An 18,898-nucleotide genomic window follows, 5' to 3' on the forward strand; every position below is an offset into this window, starting at 1 on the left:
CATCGAGTACGTGCGCGCCGCCATCGCCAAGGGGCTTGATATCGACGCCTTCGCGCCGCGGCTCTCCTTCTTCTTCGCCATCGGCATGAACTTCTTCATGGAGGCCTCCAAGCTGCGCGCCGCCCGCTACCTCTGGGCGAAGCTGATGAAGCAGTTCGACCCGAAGAACCCCAAGTCGAGCATGCTGCGCACCCACTGCCAGACCTCGGGCTGGAGCCTCACCGAGCAGGATCCCTACAACAACGTCATCCGCACCACCCTCGAGGCGCTGGCCGCGGTGCTCGGCGGAACCCAGTCGCTGCATACCAATGCGCTGGATGAGGCCATCGCCCTGCCCACTGACCAGAGCGCCCGTATCGCCCGCAACACCCAGCTGGTGATCCAGGAAGAGTCCGGGGTCTGCAACGTGGTTGACCCGCTGGGCGGCTCTTATTATGTCGAATCGCTGACGGCGGCGCTGATCGAGGAGGCGCAGAAGATTCTCGACGAGATCGAGGCTCTCGGCGGCATGACCAAGGCCATCGAATCGGGGATGCCCAAGCTGCGCATCGAGGAGTCGGCGGCCAAGAAGCAGGCTGCCATCGATTCCGGACGCGACGTCATCGTCGGGGTCAACAAGTACAAGCTGGCCAAAGAAGACCCTATCGAAGTGCTCGATATCGACAACACCGCGGTACGCGAATCGCAGATTGCCCGTCTCAACAAGATGCGGGCCGAGCGCGACGAATCGGCCTGCCGGCAGGCTCTTGCGGCGATCACCAGGGCGTGCGAAAATAAGAGCGCAAACCTGCTCGACCTGTGCGTCAACGCCGCTCGTCAGCGGGCTTCGGTCGGCGAGATCTCCGACGCGATGGAAACTGTTTTTGGTCGTCACCGGGCAGAAATCAAGCTGGTATCGGGAGCCTATGGATCCGTGGTCGAATCAGATAAGGATTTTGCAGAGCTGAAGAAGCGGATCGACGACTTCGCCGCCAAGGAAGGTCGCCGGCCGCGCATCCTCATTGCCAAGATGGGTCAGGACGGCCACGATCGCGGGGCCAAGGTGGTCGCGACGGCCTACGCCGATGCCGGGTACGACGTCGATGTCGGCCCGCTCTTCCAGACCCCGGAAGAAGCGGCCAAGATGGCGGTCGAAAACGATGTCCACGTGGTCGGCGTCTCCAGTCTCGCCGCCGGGCACAAGACCCTGGTGCCGCAGCTGGCTGCCGAGCTGAAAAAACTCGGGGCCGATGACATCGCCATCGTTTGCGGCGGGGTTATTCCGCGGCAGGATTACGATGCCCTTTATGCGGCGGGGGCCGCCAAGATCTTCGGGCCCGGCACCCCGATTACCCTGTCGGCCGGTCAGACCCTCGATGCCATCGAGGAAAAACGCAAATAGCCTGAGCGAAAACGGCGGGCCTCAGGGTCCGCCGTTTTCGCTTGAAAAAGGATTTCAGAAGACCCTCGGGCGGACCAGGCATCGCCCCTGCATTGAAATTTTTCCAGAGGTTTTTTTGTTTAAAATTCACGATATCGCCGAAGGGGTGCAAAAAGGCCAGCTGCGCGCATTGGCCAAGGCCATTACCCTGATCGAAAGCCGCAACGTCGACCACTCTCTGGCGGCCACCGCTCTCCTTGATGAACTCCTCCCCCGCTCGGGGAACTCCATCCGCATCGGCATCTCCGGGGTCCCCGGCGTCGGCAAGAGCACCTTCATCGAAGCGCTCGGGCTGCACCTGACCGGCCTCGGCCACAGGGTTGCGGTGCTGGCCGTCGATCCGAGCTCCCAGCTTACCGGCGGCAGCATCCTCGGCGACAAGACCCGCATGGAACTGCTGTCCCGCGACCCCAATGCCTTCATCCGCCCGTCTCCATCCGGCAGCACCCTGGGCGGGGTCGCCCGCAAGACCCGTGAAACCATGCTCCTGTGCGAGGCTGGCGGCTACGATGTGGTCATTGTCGAAACCGTCGGGGTCGGCCAGTCGGAAATCACCGTCGCCTCGATGGTCGATTTTTTCATGCTGCTGCAGCTCCCCGGCGCCGGTGACGAGCTGCAGGGGATCAAGAAGGGGGTCATGGAAATTGCCGACGCCATCCTCATCAACAAGGCCGAGGGGGATAACCGCCCCCGGGCGGAGTTGGCCCGTCAGCAGTATGTCAACGCCCTGCATCTGATCAAGCCGAAAAGCGCCAACTGGCAGGTGCCGGCCCTGCTCTGCAGCGCCCTGCACGGCCAGGGGATCGATGGGGCCTGGCAGGCTGTGCTTGCTTTTCGAACCGCCATGATGGCCAGCGGTGAATTCGAGAAAAAACGGAGGCTGCAGGCCGCCGACTGGATGTGGACCCTGGTGATGGACGATCTCAAGGAATTGTTCCTGCGCGACCGCAATGTCGAGGCGCTGCTCGGGCCGGTTCAGGAGGCCGTCGATGCCGGCCTCACCACCCCGAGCGCGGCAGCCAGGCGCCTGTTGAACGCCTTCAAGCGGGGGATGTAGGGGCGATTCCCGTGCTTGGCCAGCTGTGTCTTTGCCCTGTTTTTTTCCTGGTATGTCTTTTTGCTGTTTCCAAATATTTGCCTAACATTCCGGAGCTAACATGACCGACAAGATTAACCATGTGGGTATCGCGGTAAAGAACCTTGAGGCGTCCATCCCCTTTTACCGGGACGTTCTGGGGATGGTCTTTGAAGGGACCGAAGAGGTGGCCGAACAGAAGGTTCGGGTCGCTTTTCTCGCGGTAGGCGAAAGCCGGATCGAGCTGCTCGAGCCGACCGCTGAGGATTCGCCCGTAGCCAGGTTTCTGGAGAAAAACGGCGAAGGTGTACATCACCTTGCCTACCAGGTCGAGGATATCGAGGCGACCCTGGAGAAGCTCAAGTCCGCGGGCGTTCGCCTGATCGATGAAAAGCCCCGTCGAGGGGCCCACCACAGCTTGATCGCCTTTCTGCACCCGAAGGCGACCGGTGGAGTTCTTACTGAAATATGCCAGGCCGTGAAGTAAAACAAAACAATGTTATTAGTGAAGCTATTGGCATAAAGTGGCGCAATACCAGTGCCTTGCGCCTGTCTGTTTATTTTTGTCTTGACTTTGTGTTGTATGAAAATATACTGACACCTCATTTGGTAAAACAGCAAGTCGGTTCAGTTGTCTTGACTTGATGGTGATGGTTGGTACACTGAACGGCGGAACCTTCATTGCTGTTTCCTACCAGAGGAGTTCGTATGATGAAAGCACTTCGTGCAAGTTTGCTGGCCCTGGTTTTTCTGGCCGTAACGTCACTGTCGGTCTGTGCGGTCGAGACCGGCGAGTCTCCCCCCGATATTCAGCTCAAAGATATGGATGGTCAGGATTTCAAGCTGTCCGATCATAAGGGGGAGTTGATTATCCTGAAACTGGCGACGACCTGGTGCCCGACCTGCCGCCAGCAGAGCGCTGAATTCCACGAAATCGAGGCGTTTCTCAAGGAAGAAAATATCCGCATCGTCGAGGTTTTTCTGCAGGATTCGGAAAAGATGGTGCAGGAATATCTGGCTGGCGAGAAATTCGAGTCGCCGTTCAATGTCATGATCGATGACGGTCAGGCGCTGAAAGCCTACAACGTCTATCTGATTCCGCGTGTCATCCTGATCGATCGCGATTTTCGCGTGATGCGCGATGGCAACATCCTGACCGCACAGCAGATCGTGTCCGAGTTTGAAAAGGCTCCGGCAAAGCCGGTTGTCGGCGGCGAGCGTTGATGCCGTTGCGCCCTGTGCCGGGCGGTGCTGGTGAATTGCCAAAATAATTGACCTTGCTCGGATAAAAAGATATAACCGGGGTGGCTTAATGGTTTCAAATGTGTTCTTTTTCGTGGATGATCGGCAACAGTGTGGCAGAAGTTCTACAGTTTAAAAAAGGCAATGAAACATAGTTTCCGCTGATATTTATGTGTAAGTTGTTGGAAATAATGGCCTTATTTGGTTTGCAGGCGGGGCAGTGCTGTTTTAGTCAAGGTTGGCATTGTCCTTGCGAAGTAAAAGGTGTTTGTTTTTTCCTTCATTACCATGTAGAAGGCCAACACCTGGATTATCTTTACTAACTGACTGAAAACGAAAGGAGGTGAAAGGTATGAAGAAACTGGTAACTCTGTTGATGGTGATGGTGCTGGCCGTTTCGCTTTCGGCTTGCGCAACGACTAAAGGTGGTGCAGCCAAGATCAAGTGCCCTGCTTGTGGCTACGAGTTCGACGGTCCCGTTCAGTAGGCAGCAACATTTATCCCTTGGTAGTTCCGCTGCGGAACTGGGGACGTGGGGTTGATCCCGCAAGAAGAAAATGCCAAATTTTTATTCGGGAGGCAAAAGTGAGCAAGATGAAAATAGCAGTGGCGACCCTGGTCGCTGTGGCCCTGGCGGCCCCCGCCATGGCTTTCGATGTCAAGTGGAGCGGTGACTTCAACAACCGCTTCTCCGTTATTACCGATTCCTCTCTGTTCACCAACAGCGGTATTTCCAGCGACACGACCAATTATTACAATGTGTCCGATGGGGTAAAGGCCCGTAATTTCAAGAAAAACGAAGGCGACAGCGATTTCTTCGGCGACATCAAGTATCGTGCCATGCTGACTGCGGCCGACGACGACAAGAAGGTCAAGGGCGTGTTGGGCTTCGAGTTCGGATCCCGTAAATACGGCGCCACCGGTGCAGACTTCGGCGGCGACGACAACGTCTTTGAGCTGCAGTACGCCTACACCGACTTCGAAGTGCCTTTCGACAACGCTGCCCGTTTGTCCGTCGGTCTGCAGCCGGTTGGCTACAACAAGTTCGTCTGGTCTGACAACGCCGGCGGCGTCAAGTACTCGGCGACCCGTGGCGACCTCTCCTACAGCCTCGGCTGGTTCCGCGATGAGGTATCGGCTGCTTTTACCGACGAAGACAAGAATAACTACGACGACGTCTATGGCCTCGATGTGGTTTACAAGGTCTCCGCCGATTTGAGGCTGAACGCTTTTGTCATGTACGCTGAGCAGGGCCAGGAATCCTATACTATTACCGCCGCAAAGGGGCCTTATGCTCCTGGTGTGTTTAACCCCACCACTGGGGTAACTGCTGCGCCTGTTGCTGCTACACCCGCACTCACCGCCGAACTCCAGGACAAGGAAATCTGGTATGGCGTTGCGGCTGACGCCCAGGCCGGCCCCATTTTCCTCGGCGGTACCTTCATCTACCTGGACGGCACCGTGGATGGCGAAACCTCCACTGGCGACAACGTCGCCCTCGACCGCTCGGCTTACCTGTTCAACGGTGAAGTGTCTACCAAGATCGACGCCGCTAAAATCAAGCTTGGCTATCTGTATGCCAGCGGTGATGATAACGACGACGACAACAAGCTCGAGAACTTCGACTCCATCGACGTTTTCACCGGTGGCTTCGGCAGTGCCGTGCTTTTCGCCAACCTGGCTGACGACAATGCCCCGATCAACAGCTGGTACGTGATGGACAAGGGTCTCAGCCTGCTGTACCTCGGCGGTGACATTGACCTGAACGACAAGGCTTCGGTCGGCGCCAGCTACCTGTGGTGGAACACCGCTCAGGGTATTGACGGAGAAGATGCTGGCGGCAGGGGCGATACCGAACTCGGTCATGAACTTGCCGTTCGCGGCAGCTACAAGATCGCTACCGGCCTGACCGCTGCGCTCAACGCCGGCTATCTGTGGTCCGGCGCTGCCATGGACGAACTCCAGGGCAAAGAAAATGATGCCGACAACGTTTTCCGTGCTGACGCCGGTTTCCGCTTCAAGTTCTAAGATTGCCGATCTGGCAGTATTGTGGTAAAACAATGGCCGGGCAAATGCCCGGCCATTGTTTTTACTGCCCGATTATTTCTCCCCCTGCCATCTGCTGCAATGTCTATAAAAGGAGTCTGGCCTTATGCGGTTCATTCCACGTCGATTTCGCGTTGCACTCATCATTCTGCTGGTGCAGCTGGTTCCTGCAGCTGCCCTGGCGGGTCTGGCAGAAACTGTAGGCCGTGATTTCAAGCCGCTGGCCGGGGTCGTGGTTATGCCGGTAGACGGCCAATATATTATCGATCTGGATGCCGCCAGCGGTGTCGTCATCGGTGATTTGTTCAGCGTCGTCAAGCCGGGTGCAAACATCATCCACCCCGTAACCGGCGCGGTTCTGGGCAAGCTCGATGAAGTCAAGGCTGTGCTGCAGGTCGTACGGGTCAAGTCGGGTTATTCGTATGTGCGGGCGCTGGACGGCAGCTCCGGCATTGTCAAGGGTGAGACGATCCGCCGTTACGAGAGCCTGCCCGCCACTTTCTGGGACTACACGGGCCAGGGCGAGGCCACCTATGCTGAGCTGAAAAATGCCCTCCCTTCGCTGGAGTGGCAGGACTATCGCCAGTCGCAGGCAAGCCGGCCCGAAAAAGGTGCGGGGCAGGCTGCCGATGCCACGGGCTTGACCTTTGTGTTTAACAATGACCGGCTGCTCGTTCATGGCCCCGACTTTCAGGTGTTGCGCACATACCCTGTGGCTGGCGCCAGTGTTCCGGTTGCCGCGGGCGCTGCTCCGGTCACCTACGCCGAGCCGGTGGCTACGGCCGCACCCAGCAGCCTGGAAGCCCGGCTGCGGGCCCTGGAGCAGCAGGCGGCGCAGAGTCCCGCGATAGCGTCGAGCGGCCCTTACCGGTTGGATGCCGTACCTGCCGCTGGCGGTCTGAGCTTTGAGGCGAGCTTTCCCGGCTATAAAAATGTGGGCAACCTGACGGGCGTGACGGCCATGTCCGATTTTGCCAGAAGCAACGGCCAGTTGCTGCTCGCTGCCACCGACGGCAAGGATATCAAGGTCTACACGGCGGCAGAGGCCCTCAGCCTTGTCGCAGAAGCAGACACCTCGTACATTGCCCAGATTCTGTCGGTGCAATGGTGGCAGCCTGCTGCTGGCAGGATCTATCTGGCCGCCAGTACCTGGAACGGTAGCCGTGTTCAGAGCGCGATTTTTGAGCTGGTTGACGCCCGCCTGGTCTCTGTTGACGAAAATATCGGCTATCTGCTCGGTTCTTTTGACCAGGACGCCGATGGTTCTAATGAATTGTTGATCGCCCAAGGGTATGATGTCAGAGGTTTCTTCGGTAGCAGCTATTACAGGATGGAGCTGGCCGGCGGCAAAGTAACGACCGCCCCACTCGGTTTGGAGCTGCCACGTCGTTTTCCGGTGCAGGGAAGCCTGTTTGCCGATGTGACCGGGGATGGCAAGCTGGAGACGCTCTATATTCGTGACAACCTGCTGTATATCTACCAGGGGGATCGGCAGCTTTACAAATCACCCAAAATCATGGGGGGGAGTCTTTCCATCGCATCCTATGAAACGAATGTGAATAATCCCCGCGACTCTGTTATGGACTATGCTTCTTTTGATGTGCGCCCGGTTGCGGTTGATCTCGATGGCGATGGCATCAAGGAAGTTGTCGCTGTGGCTTCGGAGCGATCGACTCTCAATTCGCCGGGCATCGGTCCGGGGGTGCAGAAGAGCTGGCTGGCTGTGTTCAAGTTCCGTGGCAACATGTTTGTCAAGGGTACCCTGGGGGCCGAGGTGGATACGCCCATCCAGGGGCTCGCAATGGATAAGGATCGAGTCCTGTTCGTTGCAAGTGAGCCCGCTTCACTTCTCGGCGAGGGTGGCGCGAGTCATCTGCTGTCGTACGAACTGACGAAATAAATCCGTTATTTAATAGTAGCGAAAAGGGGGCCCGGTTTTTCCGGGCCCCCTTTTTAATTGGAGGGTAAACAACGGCCGGTCAAGTTGTTTTACTGTTTTTATATTACGGCAAATGACGTAAAATTGACTGAAATTAACCAGGTGGTGCGGTTGGGTTGGCGTTGCATGGTCTGGGCATGGGGTTTGAGGCTGAAATGAAACAACATAAAAGCAATATGTTTGCATATTTAGATAAGAAAAAGATCGCTGATTGTAAAACCCGACAAGTCGCGGGAAAATAGGTACAGAATATGCTCTGTTGATGGTGGATAACACGGGCCATCTTGGCCTTAAGGCAAACCTTTATCGGGGAGGCAAGCAAAGGATGATGAACTGGGGAAAATGGTTAACAGGACTGCTGGCGGTCGCATTACTCGCAGGGTGCGCCGCAACGAAGACGCAAGTGGAGCAGGCGGCAGCCGCGGCGCCGGCCATAGTGGAAAAGAAGGCCGTACCGCAGGATCCCGCTCTGGCTATCAGCACGGCCGAGGTGATGCAGCTGCTGGCCTCTGCCGAAGCCGCCAATTATGTACTGGTCGATGCCCGACCGGAAGTCAAGTTCAATGAAGGGCATGTCCCCGGCGCCTTGAGCATCCCCAAGCCGATGCTTGAGCAAAACCTGGGCAAACTGCCGAAGGAAAAGACCATTGTCTTCTACTGTGGTGGCCTCCATTGCGACCTCAGCCCGCAATCGGCAGAAATCGCCATGAAGAACGGTTTCGAGAAGGTCAAGGTCTGGTATGAAGGCGAACCGGGTTGGGCCAAGGCAGGAAACTACCTCGAGGTCGAACTCCCTTATATCGAAAAACTGGTGACCAAGGGCGGCACCGAGCCGTTCCTGCTGGTGGATTCCCGACCGGCGGTCAAGCACAGCCAGTCGTTCATCCCCCGCTCGGTTTCCATTCCCAAGGCCGAATTCGAACTGAAGAAAGGCTTGCTGCCGGCGGACAAAAGTATCCCGGTCATCTTTTACTGTGGCGGCACCAAGTGCAACCTGAGCCACGAGTCGGCCGAGCTGGCGCTCAAACTCGGTTATGCCAACGTCTCGGTCTTTGCCGCCGGAGAGCCGGCCTGGAAAGAAGCCGGGCTGCCGATGTGGGGTGATCAGGCCAGCGGCGTGGTCGCCAAGCCAAAGGCTGCGGCCGGCGGGCTGCCCGAGTCGATCGCCGTCGATGAATTCAAGAAGCTGATTGCCGAGGGCAAAGTGCAGGCGGTGGATGTCCGTTCGGCAGAGGACTTCGCTGCCGGCCATCTTCTGGGGGCCATTCACATTTACGACGAGGATTTCATTTTCAAGGCCAAGGAATCCGTCGCCAAGTTGCCCAAAGACGGGCGTGTGGTTATGTACTGTTCCACCGGCGGCCGCGCTGGCGGCGCTTACTATGCCGTTCTCGGCGAGTCGGACTACGTCAACAAGCAGAACCTGCAGTACCTCGATAAGACGATCATCATCAATCCTGACGGGGGCTTTGTAATCGAATAGTCGGCCGCGGCTGGTGCTTTTAAAAGCCCCCTCGATTCGAGGGGGCTTTTTTTGTACAAAAAAAGCGGAGAAAAGGTTCTTAAAAAACAGTTGCCGCCATGGCTGCGGCAGGGAATGCTGGTATCTTTATAGAGTTGCAGAAAAAGGTTGCGCAGGCTGCGCAAGAGCCGTACAAAGAGCGGTGCTTGAAAATGTGCAATATCCGAGGAGAAGTCATGTCGTCTGCTGTTCAATCCGAACTTTGCTGGAACCTGCTGCCGTTGTACAAGTCGCCGACAGCGCCAGGGCTGGAGTCTGATCTTGAGAATGCACTGAAGCAAGCGAATCAGTTTCGCCGCGATTTCCGCGGTCGCATCGATTCGGATCGGCTATCTGCCGACTTGCTGGTGGCGGCTCTGGGCAGCTACGAGCGCCTGCAGCGGTTGGTCCTCAAGCCGTACCTCTATGCGCAATTGCTCTTTTCTGCCGACAGCACCCCCGCGCCGCACAAGGCGCTGCAGGCGAAGGTTCGCGAATGCTGGAGCTCCATCAGCGAGGCCACCCTCTTTTTTGAGCTGGAGGTGCTGCGGATCGAAGAAGAGCGCTTTGCGTCTCTGCTCAAGCATCCGGAGGTCGTCGGCTATGCCCATTATCTGCGGCAGCTGCGGGCGCATGCGCCCTATACCCTGGCCGAAGAGGTGGAGCAGGTTCTCAAGCGCAAGGATCTGTCGGGAAAAGAAGCCTTTGTGCAGCTGTTCGAAGAGGTGACCTCGGCCTTCAAATACCTGTTCCAGATGCCTGGTGAAGAGCAGCCCCGCGAGGTGAGCGGCGAAGAACTGCTGTCGCTGCTGTATCATCCCGAGCGGGAGGTGCGGGAGCAATCGTTTGCGGCTTTTTTGCAGAAGCATGCGGAAAACGATCTGGTGCTGACGGCCTGTTTCAACAACCTGTTGCTCGATCACGGCAAGGAAGTGGAGCTGCGCAACTATCCCGACCTGATGACGCCGACTCACCTGTCGAGTGAAACCGAGCCGGCCATGGTCGAACGGATGATGGAGGTCACCGAGGCCAATTACGGGCTGGCCCAGGAATATTTCGCCCTGAAAAAAGAGCTGCTCGGGCTCGACCGCATGAAGAACACCGATATCTATGCCCCGCTGGGGGGAGAAAGTCGCAGCTATTCCTTTGCAGACGCCAAGGCGATGGTGCTTGAGGCTTTTGCGGGATTTTCTCCCGAGCTGGCCGAGCTGGCCGAGTCCTTTTTTCGCGACCGGCGCATCGATGTGCTGCCGGCCAAGGGGAAGACCGGCGGCGCTTTCTGCATGGGGATGATGCCGGGACTCGCTCCCTACGTGCTGCTCAATTACACTGGCAACCTGCGGGATGTCAGTACCCTGGCCCATGAGCTCGGACACGGGGTGCATTACGCCCTGGCGCAGAAGCAGAACCTGTTCCAGTACCATGCGCCGCTACCGATGGCCGAGACCGCCAGCGTCTTTGCTGAAATGCTGTTGACCCGCTCGATGCTTGACAAGGAGCAAAACCGGCAGGTCAAGATCGAACTCCTCTGCGCCAAGCTCGAAGACATTATTGCCACCACTTTTCGGCAGAACATGCTGACCCGTTTTGAGCTGGCCGCCCACAGGCAGCGGGGCGAGGGGCTGCTCTCCCCGGAGGATTACTGTGCCCTGTGGTGGCAGGAGAACGCCAGACTGTTCGGTGATAGCGTGGAGATGATCGAGCCCTACCGCTGGGGCTGGAGTTACATCAGCCATTTCATCCATGCCCGCTTCTACTGCTACTCCTACGTCTTCGGCGAGCTGCTGGTGCTGGCCCTGTATCAGAAATACCTGGAGGAGGGCCCCGCCTTCGTCCCGCGCTACCTCGAACTGCTGGCCAGCGGCGGTAGCGCCGAGCCGCAGAAAATCCTCAAACCGCTGGGAATCGACCTGGCCGATCCCGATTTCTGGCAGAAGGGGTATGATTTTGTGCGCGGGCTGCTGCAGGAGCTGAGGCAGCTGGTTGAGGAGCGGTGATTGGTGATTGGTGAAATTTTCGCCATACACCATACAAAGTTTAGTGGTTTTTCAGGTATGCAGGCATGCATCGGATTGTCGACGTCCTGAAAAGCCACGGTGGCGCTGACGGGGTGACTTTTGGCGCCGCCATCCCTGTTTCATGCGAATGCAGTCCCCCCCTCCCCCTGCTTATCCGGTTATTAATTTCTTTCAGTCCGAAAAATTATCTGTTATTGTTATTGCGTTTTATTTAATGTGTTGAAGACAGTAATTTTCTCAATAAATTAACAGGTTCAGTGCTTTTTGCGGGTGATCTGTCATTTACGTAGGTCTCTATAGGCTGAAAAAAAGGAGATTAGGCATGATGAATAAATCAGAGGGAGTTTCAAGATGAAGAAATATTTCAAGTTTTTGATGTTGGTGTTGGTCACGCTTCTGGCCGGGTGCGGCAGTGGCGGCGGTGGTAGTGATGGGACCAGTGGTGGGACCGGGACTGTTGATACAACAGTGGCTGACGTCAATGCCATAGCGCTTTCTGCACGCTCTTCGACAATTAAAGCTGGCGAAACGACCGCAATTACGGTGAAACTTCTTACTGCTAGCGGTCAGTTTGTCACTGATTCAAAAACGGTCAGCTTCAGTTTCGATAATCCTGCCCTCGCTTCAATCGTACCAAAGGCTACGACGGTCAGCGGTACGCTTTCGGTAAACCTGACCGCAGGGAGCAACCAGGGCGATGTGACGCTCACCGCCACCGTAGACGGTGTGTCAGATTCGCTGACAATACAGATTTCTGATTTAAAGGCCGCGACAAAGGTAACCGTTGCCTCGATTCCGGATTCTATTACCATTGGCGGCACCTCGGTCGTTAGTGCCACCGTATTGGACAGTAATGACGACCCGATGGCTGCCGGCACCGTCGTCAACTTCAGCGTCAATAATATTAAACTCGGGACCATTGTCCCTTCGGCAACCATCTCCGGCAATGCGGGGGTTGCTGTGGCCACTTTTTCAGCCGGCAGCTCCAGTGCCGGGATTGCAACCGTGACCGCGACATCCGGTAGCGCTTCAGGAACAACGGACATTGCCGTGGCCGGCGCCGCTGCTGGCAGTATCGAATTTGTTTCGGCAACCCCCCAGGTTGTTGTCATCAAAGGGGCCGGCGGCCAGGAAACCTCGATTGTCAAATTTTTAGTTAAGGATTCGAACGGTAATCCGGTAAACGGCAGTCAGACGGTCGTTTTCAAATTGTCAGGCCCCAACGGTGGCGAGTATATCGGGACGACTCCAGGTGTGACCGAGTTGGAAGTCGGTACCCTGAGCGGCGTGGCCACAGTGATTCTGCATAGCGGAGCCGTTCCGGGGACTTCGACAATCATCGCGACGGTTAAGGACACGGCTCTTTCTACCTCGAGTGGGGTCATCGCCATTGGCGGTGGAGTGCCTTCAGCGGGCCATTTTTCACTGGCGACAACAAAGCTGAATCTCGAGGGCGGCAACTATGATGGTATAACGGCTGAGATCACAGCGCGAATGGCTGATCGATACGGCAACTATAACGTTCTGGCAGGTACCGCGGTCTCTTTCTACAGCGAGTGTGGCGCGATCGACCGGGCCACCAATCTTAGTGCTGCCGGGGAAGGGTCCGTTACCTTCAGAACGCAAAGACCTGACCCTGAAAATGTGCTATCTAATACTGTAGATGATGCTTACAAGGCTAAGTTTTTTACGGATCTCGGCATAGCTATACCCGCTACAGTTGAACCCAGGGATGGTCTTTGCACGATCGTTGCTGTGGTTGACGGTGAAGAAGAATTCACCGATGCGAATGCCAATGGTCGTTACGATCTTGGCGAGGCGTTTGATGACACCTACGACGATATCCACCTTGACAAAGATGATGATCGTGAAGATATTGCCAAGGGGGCAGAGATTCCCGGGAATCCTTACGATAATACCTTCGAGGATCTGGTCGTCGACAGAAACCTGAATGGCCTGTTTAACGGCATGAATGGTGAGTGGGACAGCAATAAAAGGATTTCACGGCAAATCAAACTGCTGTTTACAGGGCGCCCTGGTATCTCAGTATCTACATCGAACATAGATATTCCGAATCCTGGGGCCACCACAATTTTCTTCTCAATTCATGATTCGAATTACAACCCTCCGATAGCCGGCACTGAATTCAAGGTAGCCACGGATGTCGGAGCCTTGAGCGGCAAAACGAAGAATACTTTCATGGACACCAACGCCCCTGGCGCACCAATTTACTCTGTAACTATCGCTAACAATAATACTGACAAGGCGGCAGATAAGCTCGGATCTCTGACATTTACCTGGACCTGGAAAGGTGGAGAGTATACCGAGTCAATCCCTGTAAGGCTTGAGAAAGCCCCTTAGGGATTCGTTTAATTTGATCACGTAAAAAGGCCCCGCATTTTCGGATGCGGGGCCTTTTTGCATGCGAAAAACCTCCCTCGGGTACTCGCTCAATAATTTAGCCGGAAGAATGTCGGCGCGCGCTGCTAGCGCAATCCCTTCACTTTCTCTGCAATATTCTCCGCGGTAAATCCAAAGTGTTCCATCAGCTGCTCGGCCGGGGCGCTGGCGCCGAAGCCGGTCATGGCGACCATGGCGCCGTTCGGGCCGACGTAGCGCTCCCAGCCGAAGGGGCTGGCCGCCTCGACGGCGACGCGCCGGGTGCAGGACGGCGGCAGTACGTCATCCCGATACTCTTGCTCCTGCTCGTCGAACAGCTCCCAACAGGGGAGGGAGACGACCCGGGTGCCGATTCCCTGCTGCTGCAACAGCTCGCGGGCGGCCAGGGCCGGGTGGATCTCCGCGCCGGTGGCCAGCAGGATGGCCTGCAGGTCCCCTTCTTCCCGTGCCAGGATGTAGCCGCCCAGGTGCAGGCCGTCGGCCGAGCCGCAGCGGTCGCGGTCGAGGGTCGGCAGGTTTTGCCGGCTCAGGATCAGGGCGGTCGGCGCGTTGCGGTTGGCGATGGCGGCTTCCCAGGCCCGTGCGGTTTCATTGGCATCGCCGGGGCGGATGACGTTGAGGCCGGGGATGGCGCGCAGGGTGGCCAGATGTTCGATCGGTTGGTGGGTCGGCCCGTCTTCACCGAGGCCGATGGAGTCGTGGGTGAAGACGTAGATCGGGCCGAGCCCCATCATCGCCGCCAGGCGGATCGGGGTGCGCATGTAGTCGGCGAAGACGAGGAAGGTGCCGGCGAAAGGGATCAGTCCCGGGGTGTGCGACAGCCCGTTGAGAATTGCCCCCATGGCGTGCTCGCGGACGCCGAAATGGATATTGCGGCCACCGGTGCCGGGAGCGAAAAAGGGCTGGTTCTTGATCTCGGTGTTGTTCGAGGGGGCCAGGTCGGCCGAACCGCCGAGCAGCAGCGGGAAGCGCTCTGCCAGGGCGTTCAGGACGATGCCGCTGGCCTTGCGGCTGGCCATGGCCCCGTCGGCCGGCGAAAACTCGGGGAGTCCCAGCTCCCAGCCGTCCGGCAGGTCGCCGGTCTGAAGTTGCTGCCAGGCGGCGAGCTGTGGGGATCCGTCCCGCAGCTTCTGGTCGCAGCGCTGCTGCCAGTCCGCCTCCAGCGCGCGGCCCCGCTCCCGGATTTCGCCCATGTGTTTGGCGACTTGCGGCGGGATGACAAAGAACTGGTCCGGATCGCAGCCCAGGGCCGCCTTGGTCAGGCGCAGTTCCTCCGCGCCGAGAGGCGCCCCGTGGGCGTCGGCGCTGTCCTGCTTGTTGGGAGAGCCCTGGCCGATGTGGGTGCGGGCGATGATCAGCGAAGGGCGTGGGTCGTTCTTGGCCCGTTCGATGGCGCCGTCGATTTCCGCCAGATTCTCCCCTTCGACCCGTTCGATGTGCCAGCCGCTGGCGAGGAAGCGGGTGCCGACGTCTTCGCTGAAGGCCAGCGAAGTATCCCCTTCGATGGTGATGCGGTTGTCCAGGTAGAGGCAGATCAGGCTGCCCAGGCGCAGGTGGCCGGCCAGGGACGCCGCCTCGGCGGAAAGCCCCTCCATCAGATCGCCGTCGGAGCAGAGCACATAGGTGCGGTTGGCGAACAGTTCGGCATCGACCTGCTCCGCGAGAAAGCGGGAGCCCATGGCGAGGCCGGCGCCGACGGCAAATCCCTGGCCGAGCGGTCCGGTGGTCGTCTCGACGCCGGGGGTATGGCCGAACTCGGGATGGCCGGGGGTGCGGCTGCCGAACTGGCGGAAGTTTTTCAGATCGTCCAGCGACAGGTCGTAGCCGCTCAGGTGGAGAATACCGTAGAGGAGGGTCGACGCATGCCCGCAGGAAAGGACGAAGCGGTCGCGCCCGGGCCAGTTCGGATTGGCCGGGTTATGGCGCAGGTGGCGCTGATAGAGCAGGTAGGCGATCGGGGCGGCTTCCATGGGGGTGCCGGGATGGCCGGAGCGGGCTTTTTCCACCGCGTCGGCGGCCAGCAGGCGCAGGCAGTCGATGGATGGTTTGGCGAAGTGGTAATCGATGGGTGCGACAGGCATATGGAATCTCCTTGAGGGCAAGGGCTTTTCGGGATTGTCGAAGGGAGTGTCGAGTGGTAGCGGGATTATATCCGAATGCCGTGAAATCGACACGGTTTAATTGCATAAAACGGACGGTGGGAAAAAGTTGAAGGGCCGGTCACTTGACCGGCCCTTTCGACGTACAGGAGGGAGTAATGAAACAGGAGGCATCACCTTCACGCCTGCCACAACGATTCGGTGATGGCTCTACTATAGTTCGACAGGCGGATGAGTGCCACCGGAGAACCCGTAAAAAAGTGGTGCCGAAAAAGCACAAGGCGAGTGTGCAAAGGCACAGTCAGGCGTCTTGGGAAAATGAAGGGGCGGAAAAGGAGGAGGGCCGGTCCGGGGGAGGCTCCCAGTGACCGGCCCTGTAGTTGGAACATGGGGGAAAACGAAGAAGGAGTTGTTTCTTCTCTCAGCAGGCTGCCTGCCACAACAGCCGGTTGATGGTGTAATACTAGTCGAAGGGAGCGGCAATTTCTACGTTGCTATCCGTAAAAAATGGGGGCTGCAGAAACGGTCGCGTTCTGTGCTTTTGCGCAGTAGTTTGAGCGGGAGCAAAAGATCAGGGCCGGATCGGGGGAGGTGCCCGACGAACCGGCCCTGACAGGGGGGAAATGAAGAAGCCCATGCTTCTTCAGCCACGGCCCGTCTGCCACAACAGGCGCGACCATGATTAGCATAATCAAATAATGCCTTTTTTCAATAGAAGTTAATAAAAATTATCCGCAAACCCAGAGCCGGCTGCAAGGCGGCTGGATCAGGGTTTGAAGCCGCAATGGTTCACCAGAATCTGCAGCTTCTCGGTCCGGGTTCCACGCCAGTTCGCCAGCAGGCGCTCGGCGAGGGTGACCCCGGTCCCGGCGATATCCTCCAACTCCTGCAGGAAGATCGATTCATCCTGACCCCGGTCATTGAGGCACTGCTGCCGCCTCAGCCCGCTTTTGGCCATGGCAATCAGGGTGGTGGCCAGTTCCTGCATCCGGCCGCGGTCAAAGGGGGTTGTCAGCGCCTGTCGCCAGGACTGGCGGTAGAGCTCGTTTCTGGCCTCGGTCGACAGTAGTTTGAAGAGATCCCAGGCCTTGCCGCGGGTCTGGGCATCGTACAGCAGCCCCTTGAGCAGTGCGCCCACCGCCAGCGTCAGTCGGGGCGGCAGGCTGTCGGCACTGCGGACTTCGATCTGCGGCCGCAGACGGACCTCGGGAAAGAGCGTCGAGAGGTGGAGATCCCAGTCACCCAGGGTCGCCCGATGGCCGGCATGTCCGGATTCGAGGTAGCTGCGGAAGCTGAATCGGCTTTGGGTCAGATCCTGGTAGGCGCCGTCGCGGTAGATGAAGTACATGGGGACGTCAAGGGCGTACTCGACATAGTCGATCAGCCCGGCATCCGCCTCAAACAGGCGATCGATGAGGCCGGTACGATCGGCATCGGTGCGGGCCCAGATTTCCCCGCGGGTGGAGAGGAAGCCGGTCGGTCGGTCCTCCATGACCGGCGAATTGGCAAACAGGGCATAGAGCAGGGGGGACAGCATCATGGCCAGGCGCATTTTGGCCAGGCAGTCGGCCTCGTCGGAAAAGTCGAGGTTGACCTGCACCCCGGCACTCTGCTTCATCATCCGCTGTCCCATGTCGCCGGTCCGCAGCATGTACGGGCCCATGATGTCGTAACGGGATTTGGGCAGCCAGTCGATTTTTTCCAGGGGGGTGAAGGGCTGCACGCCAAGGCCGAGAAAAATCAGGCCGAGATCCTGTCCGGCTTCGAGGATGTCACGAATGTAGCGCTCCCAGCCGCGGCTACAGCAGTGCAGGTCGCTGCAGAGCTCGCCGGAGAGTTCCAGTTGTCCGCCAGGCTCCAGGGTGATGGATGCCGAGGGGCCTTTGAGGCCGATCAGGTGGCCGCGCTCACGAATGCCGTCCCAGGCGGTGTTGACTTCAAGCCGCTGCAGCAGTTTCTCGATCTGCGTATAATGGGCCGCTTCGCCCGTCGAGGCATCGAGAACCAGTTTTTCCATCTCGACGCCGATGCCCCACTGGCTTTCGGGGCGTGCCCCCCGGCAGAGAAAATCGACCAGGTCCTGAACCGACTCGACGGGACGCTGCAGGTGTGTTTTAAGTAGGGTGGTCATCGCGTAAGTCTATCACTTCTCTGCCCGAATGAAAAAGGCCGGTCAGCTTGACCGGCCTTTTTCATTCGGGGTTCAGGATTTCAGGTAGGCCGTAATGCTGGCGGCGATGGTTTCGAAGATTTTGGTGAATTCCTCTTCGCTGCGCTCCAGCAGGGTGATGCGGAAGCCCTGCTCGGGGGTGCAGAAGGACGACAGGGGGACCACGCAGATGCCGGTGGCTGCCAGCAGGTAATAGACAAAGCGTTTGTCCAGCGAGGCGCCGGGCAGGTTGACCAGCCCTTCGACCAGTTGCTTTACTTCCTTGATTTCAATCGGCAGGCTCTGGGCGTGGGTGAGGCGGCCCTTGTCGAAAGCCACCGACATGTAGAAGGCGCCGTTAGTCCGGTTGACCTTGATGCCCGACACGTTCTTGAGCAGGTCGTAGGCGATGTTTGAGCAGCGCTCGTAGCGGTTTTTGCGCTCTTCGAGATATTTCGGATACTCGGGATGGCTGAGCAGGGCCGGGATCGCCTTCTGCGGCAGGGTTGTCGAGCAGACCTCGACCATCTTGGAGTTGACGATACTGGAGACGTACTGCTGGAATATCGGGTCCTTGTCGGCGTTGTAGACCTCGATCCAGCCGCAGCGGGCGCCTGGCCAGGGGACTTCCTTGCTGATCCCCTTCATGGCGATGGCCGGCACGTCGCCGATCAGGTCGGAGATCGGCTTGGTCGATTCGCCGTTGTAGACGATGTTGTGATAAATCTCATCGCAGATGATGAAGAGGTCGTATTCCTTGGCGATGGCAATCATCTCCCGCAGGATCCGCTCCGGGTAGACGGCGCCGGTCGGGTTGTCGGGATTGATGATCAGGATGCCGGAAATGGCCGGGTTGTACTTCACCGACAGGCGCAGGTCGTCGAGGTCGGGATACCAGTTGTTGTCCGGGTCGAGCCGGTAGGAGACCGGTTTCTGGCCGGCGTGGGCGGCTTCGCCGGAGGAGTGGGTCGAGTAGGTCGGTGAGGGGCCGATGACCCGGGCCTCGCGG

General features: G+C 58.1%; 13 protein-coding genes. 10 read left to right on the forward strand and 3 right to left on the reverse strand.

What is annotated here, in order from left to right:
- The 10 genes from ABYV89_RS05380 to ABYV89_RS05425 form a co-directional block, all read left to right on the forward strand.
- Positions 1–1,381: methylmalonyl-CoA mutase family protein (locus ABYV89_RS05380; protein ID WP_432821912.1), on the forward strand; the 1,381-nt coding region annotated here is incomplete at its 5' end.
- Positions 1,382–1,496: 115 nt separating this feature from the next.
- Positions 1,497–2,477, forward strand: coding sequence for a methylmalonyl Co-A mutase-associated GTPase MeaB (gene meaB, locus ABYV89_RS05385; protein ID WP_432821913.1), 981 nt, complete (start codon positions 1,497–1,499; stop codon positions 2,475–2,477).
- Between the two features lie 100 nt (positions 2,478–2,577).
- Positions 2,578–2,982, forward strand: a complete 405-nt coding sequence (gene mce / locus ABYV89_RS05390) for a methylmalonyl-CoA epimerase (protein ID WP_432821914.1) — start codon at positions 2,578–2,580, stop codon at positions 2,980–2,982.
- Between the two features lie 221 nt (positions 2,983–3,203).
- A complete protein-coding gene (locus ABYV89_RS05395; protein WP_432821915.1) occupies positions 3,204–3,719 on the forward strand; it encodes a TlpA family protein disulfide reductase in 516 nt (171 codons plus the stop codon).
- 370 nt (positions 3,720–4,089) lie between these two features.
- Entirely contained in the window at positions 4,090–4,224 is a 135-nt protein-coding gene (locus ABYV89_RS05400) for a hypothetical protein (RefSeq protein ID WP_432821916.1), read from the forward strand.
- A gap of 107 nt (positions 4,225–4,331) precedes the next feature.
- A complete protein-coding gene (locus ABYV89_RS05405) occupies positions 4,332–5,765 on the forward strand; it encodes an alginate export family protein (protein ID WP_432821924.1) in 1,434 nt (477 codons plus the stop codon).
- 124 nt (positions 5,766–5,889) lie between these two features.
- On the forward strand, positions 5,890–7,683 hold the full coding sequence (locus ABYV89_RS05410) for an FG-GAP repeat domain-containing protein (RefSeq protein ID WP_432821917.1): 1,794 nt from the start codon (positions 5,890–5,892) through the stop codon (positions 7,681–7,683).
- A gap of 364 nt (positions 7,684–8,047) precedes the next feature.
- A complete protein-coding gene (locus tag ABYV89_RS05415; RefSeq protein ID WP_432821918.1) occupies positions 8,048–9,205 on the forward strand; it encodes a rhodanese-like domain-containing protein in 1,158 nt (385 codons plus the stop codon).
- A 215-nt stretch (positions 9,206–9,420) separates the two neighbouring features.
- Complete coding sequence (locus tag ABYV89_RS05420) at positions 9,421–11,220, forward strand: M3 family oligoendopeptidase (protein ID WP_432821919.1); 1,800 nt, start codon at positions 9,421–9,423, stop codon at positions 11,218–11,220.
- Between the two features lie 372 nt (positions 11,221–11,592).
- Positions 11,593–13,602, forward strand: a complete 2,010-nt coding sequence (locus tag ABYV89_RS05425) for a hypothetical protein (RefSeq protein ID WP_432821920.1) — start codon at positions 11,593–11,595, stop codon at positions 13,600–13,602.
- A 125-nt stretch (positions 13,603–13,727) separates the two neighbouring features.
- Here ABYV89_RS05425 and tkt read toward each other — a convergent pair whose 3' ends face one another.
- From tkt to ABYV89_RS05440, 3 genes are all read right to left on the reverse strand, one after another.
- Positions 13,728–15,722 carry a transketolase gene (gene tkt / locus ABYV89_RS05430; RefSeq protein WP_432821921.1) on the reverse strand — a complete coding sequence of 665 codons (1,995 nt, stop codon included), beginning with the start codon at positions 15,720–15,722 and terminating at the stop codon, positions 13,728–13,730.
- 784 nt (positions 15,723–16,506) lie between these two features.
- Positions 16,507–17,871: a glutamate--cysteine ligase gene (locus tag ABYV89_RS05435; RefSeq protein ID WP_432821922.1), complete on the reverse strand. Its 1,365-nt coding sequence runs from the start codon at positions 17,869–17,871 to the stop codon at positions 16,507–16,509.
- 72 nt (positions 17,872–17,943) lie between these two features.
- The coding region (locus tag ABYV89_RS05440; protein WP_432821923.1) for a pyridoxal phosphate-dependent aminotransferase at positions 17,944–18,898 on the reverse strand (955 nt) is incomplete at its 5' end.

The organism is Trichloromonas sp., assembly GCF_041583255.1.
GTDB lineage: Bacteria > Desulfobacterota > Desulfuromonadia > Desulfuromonadales > Trichloromonadaceae > Trichloromonas.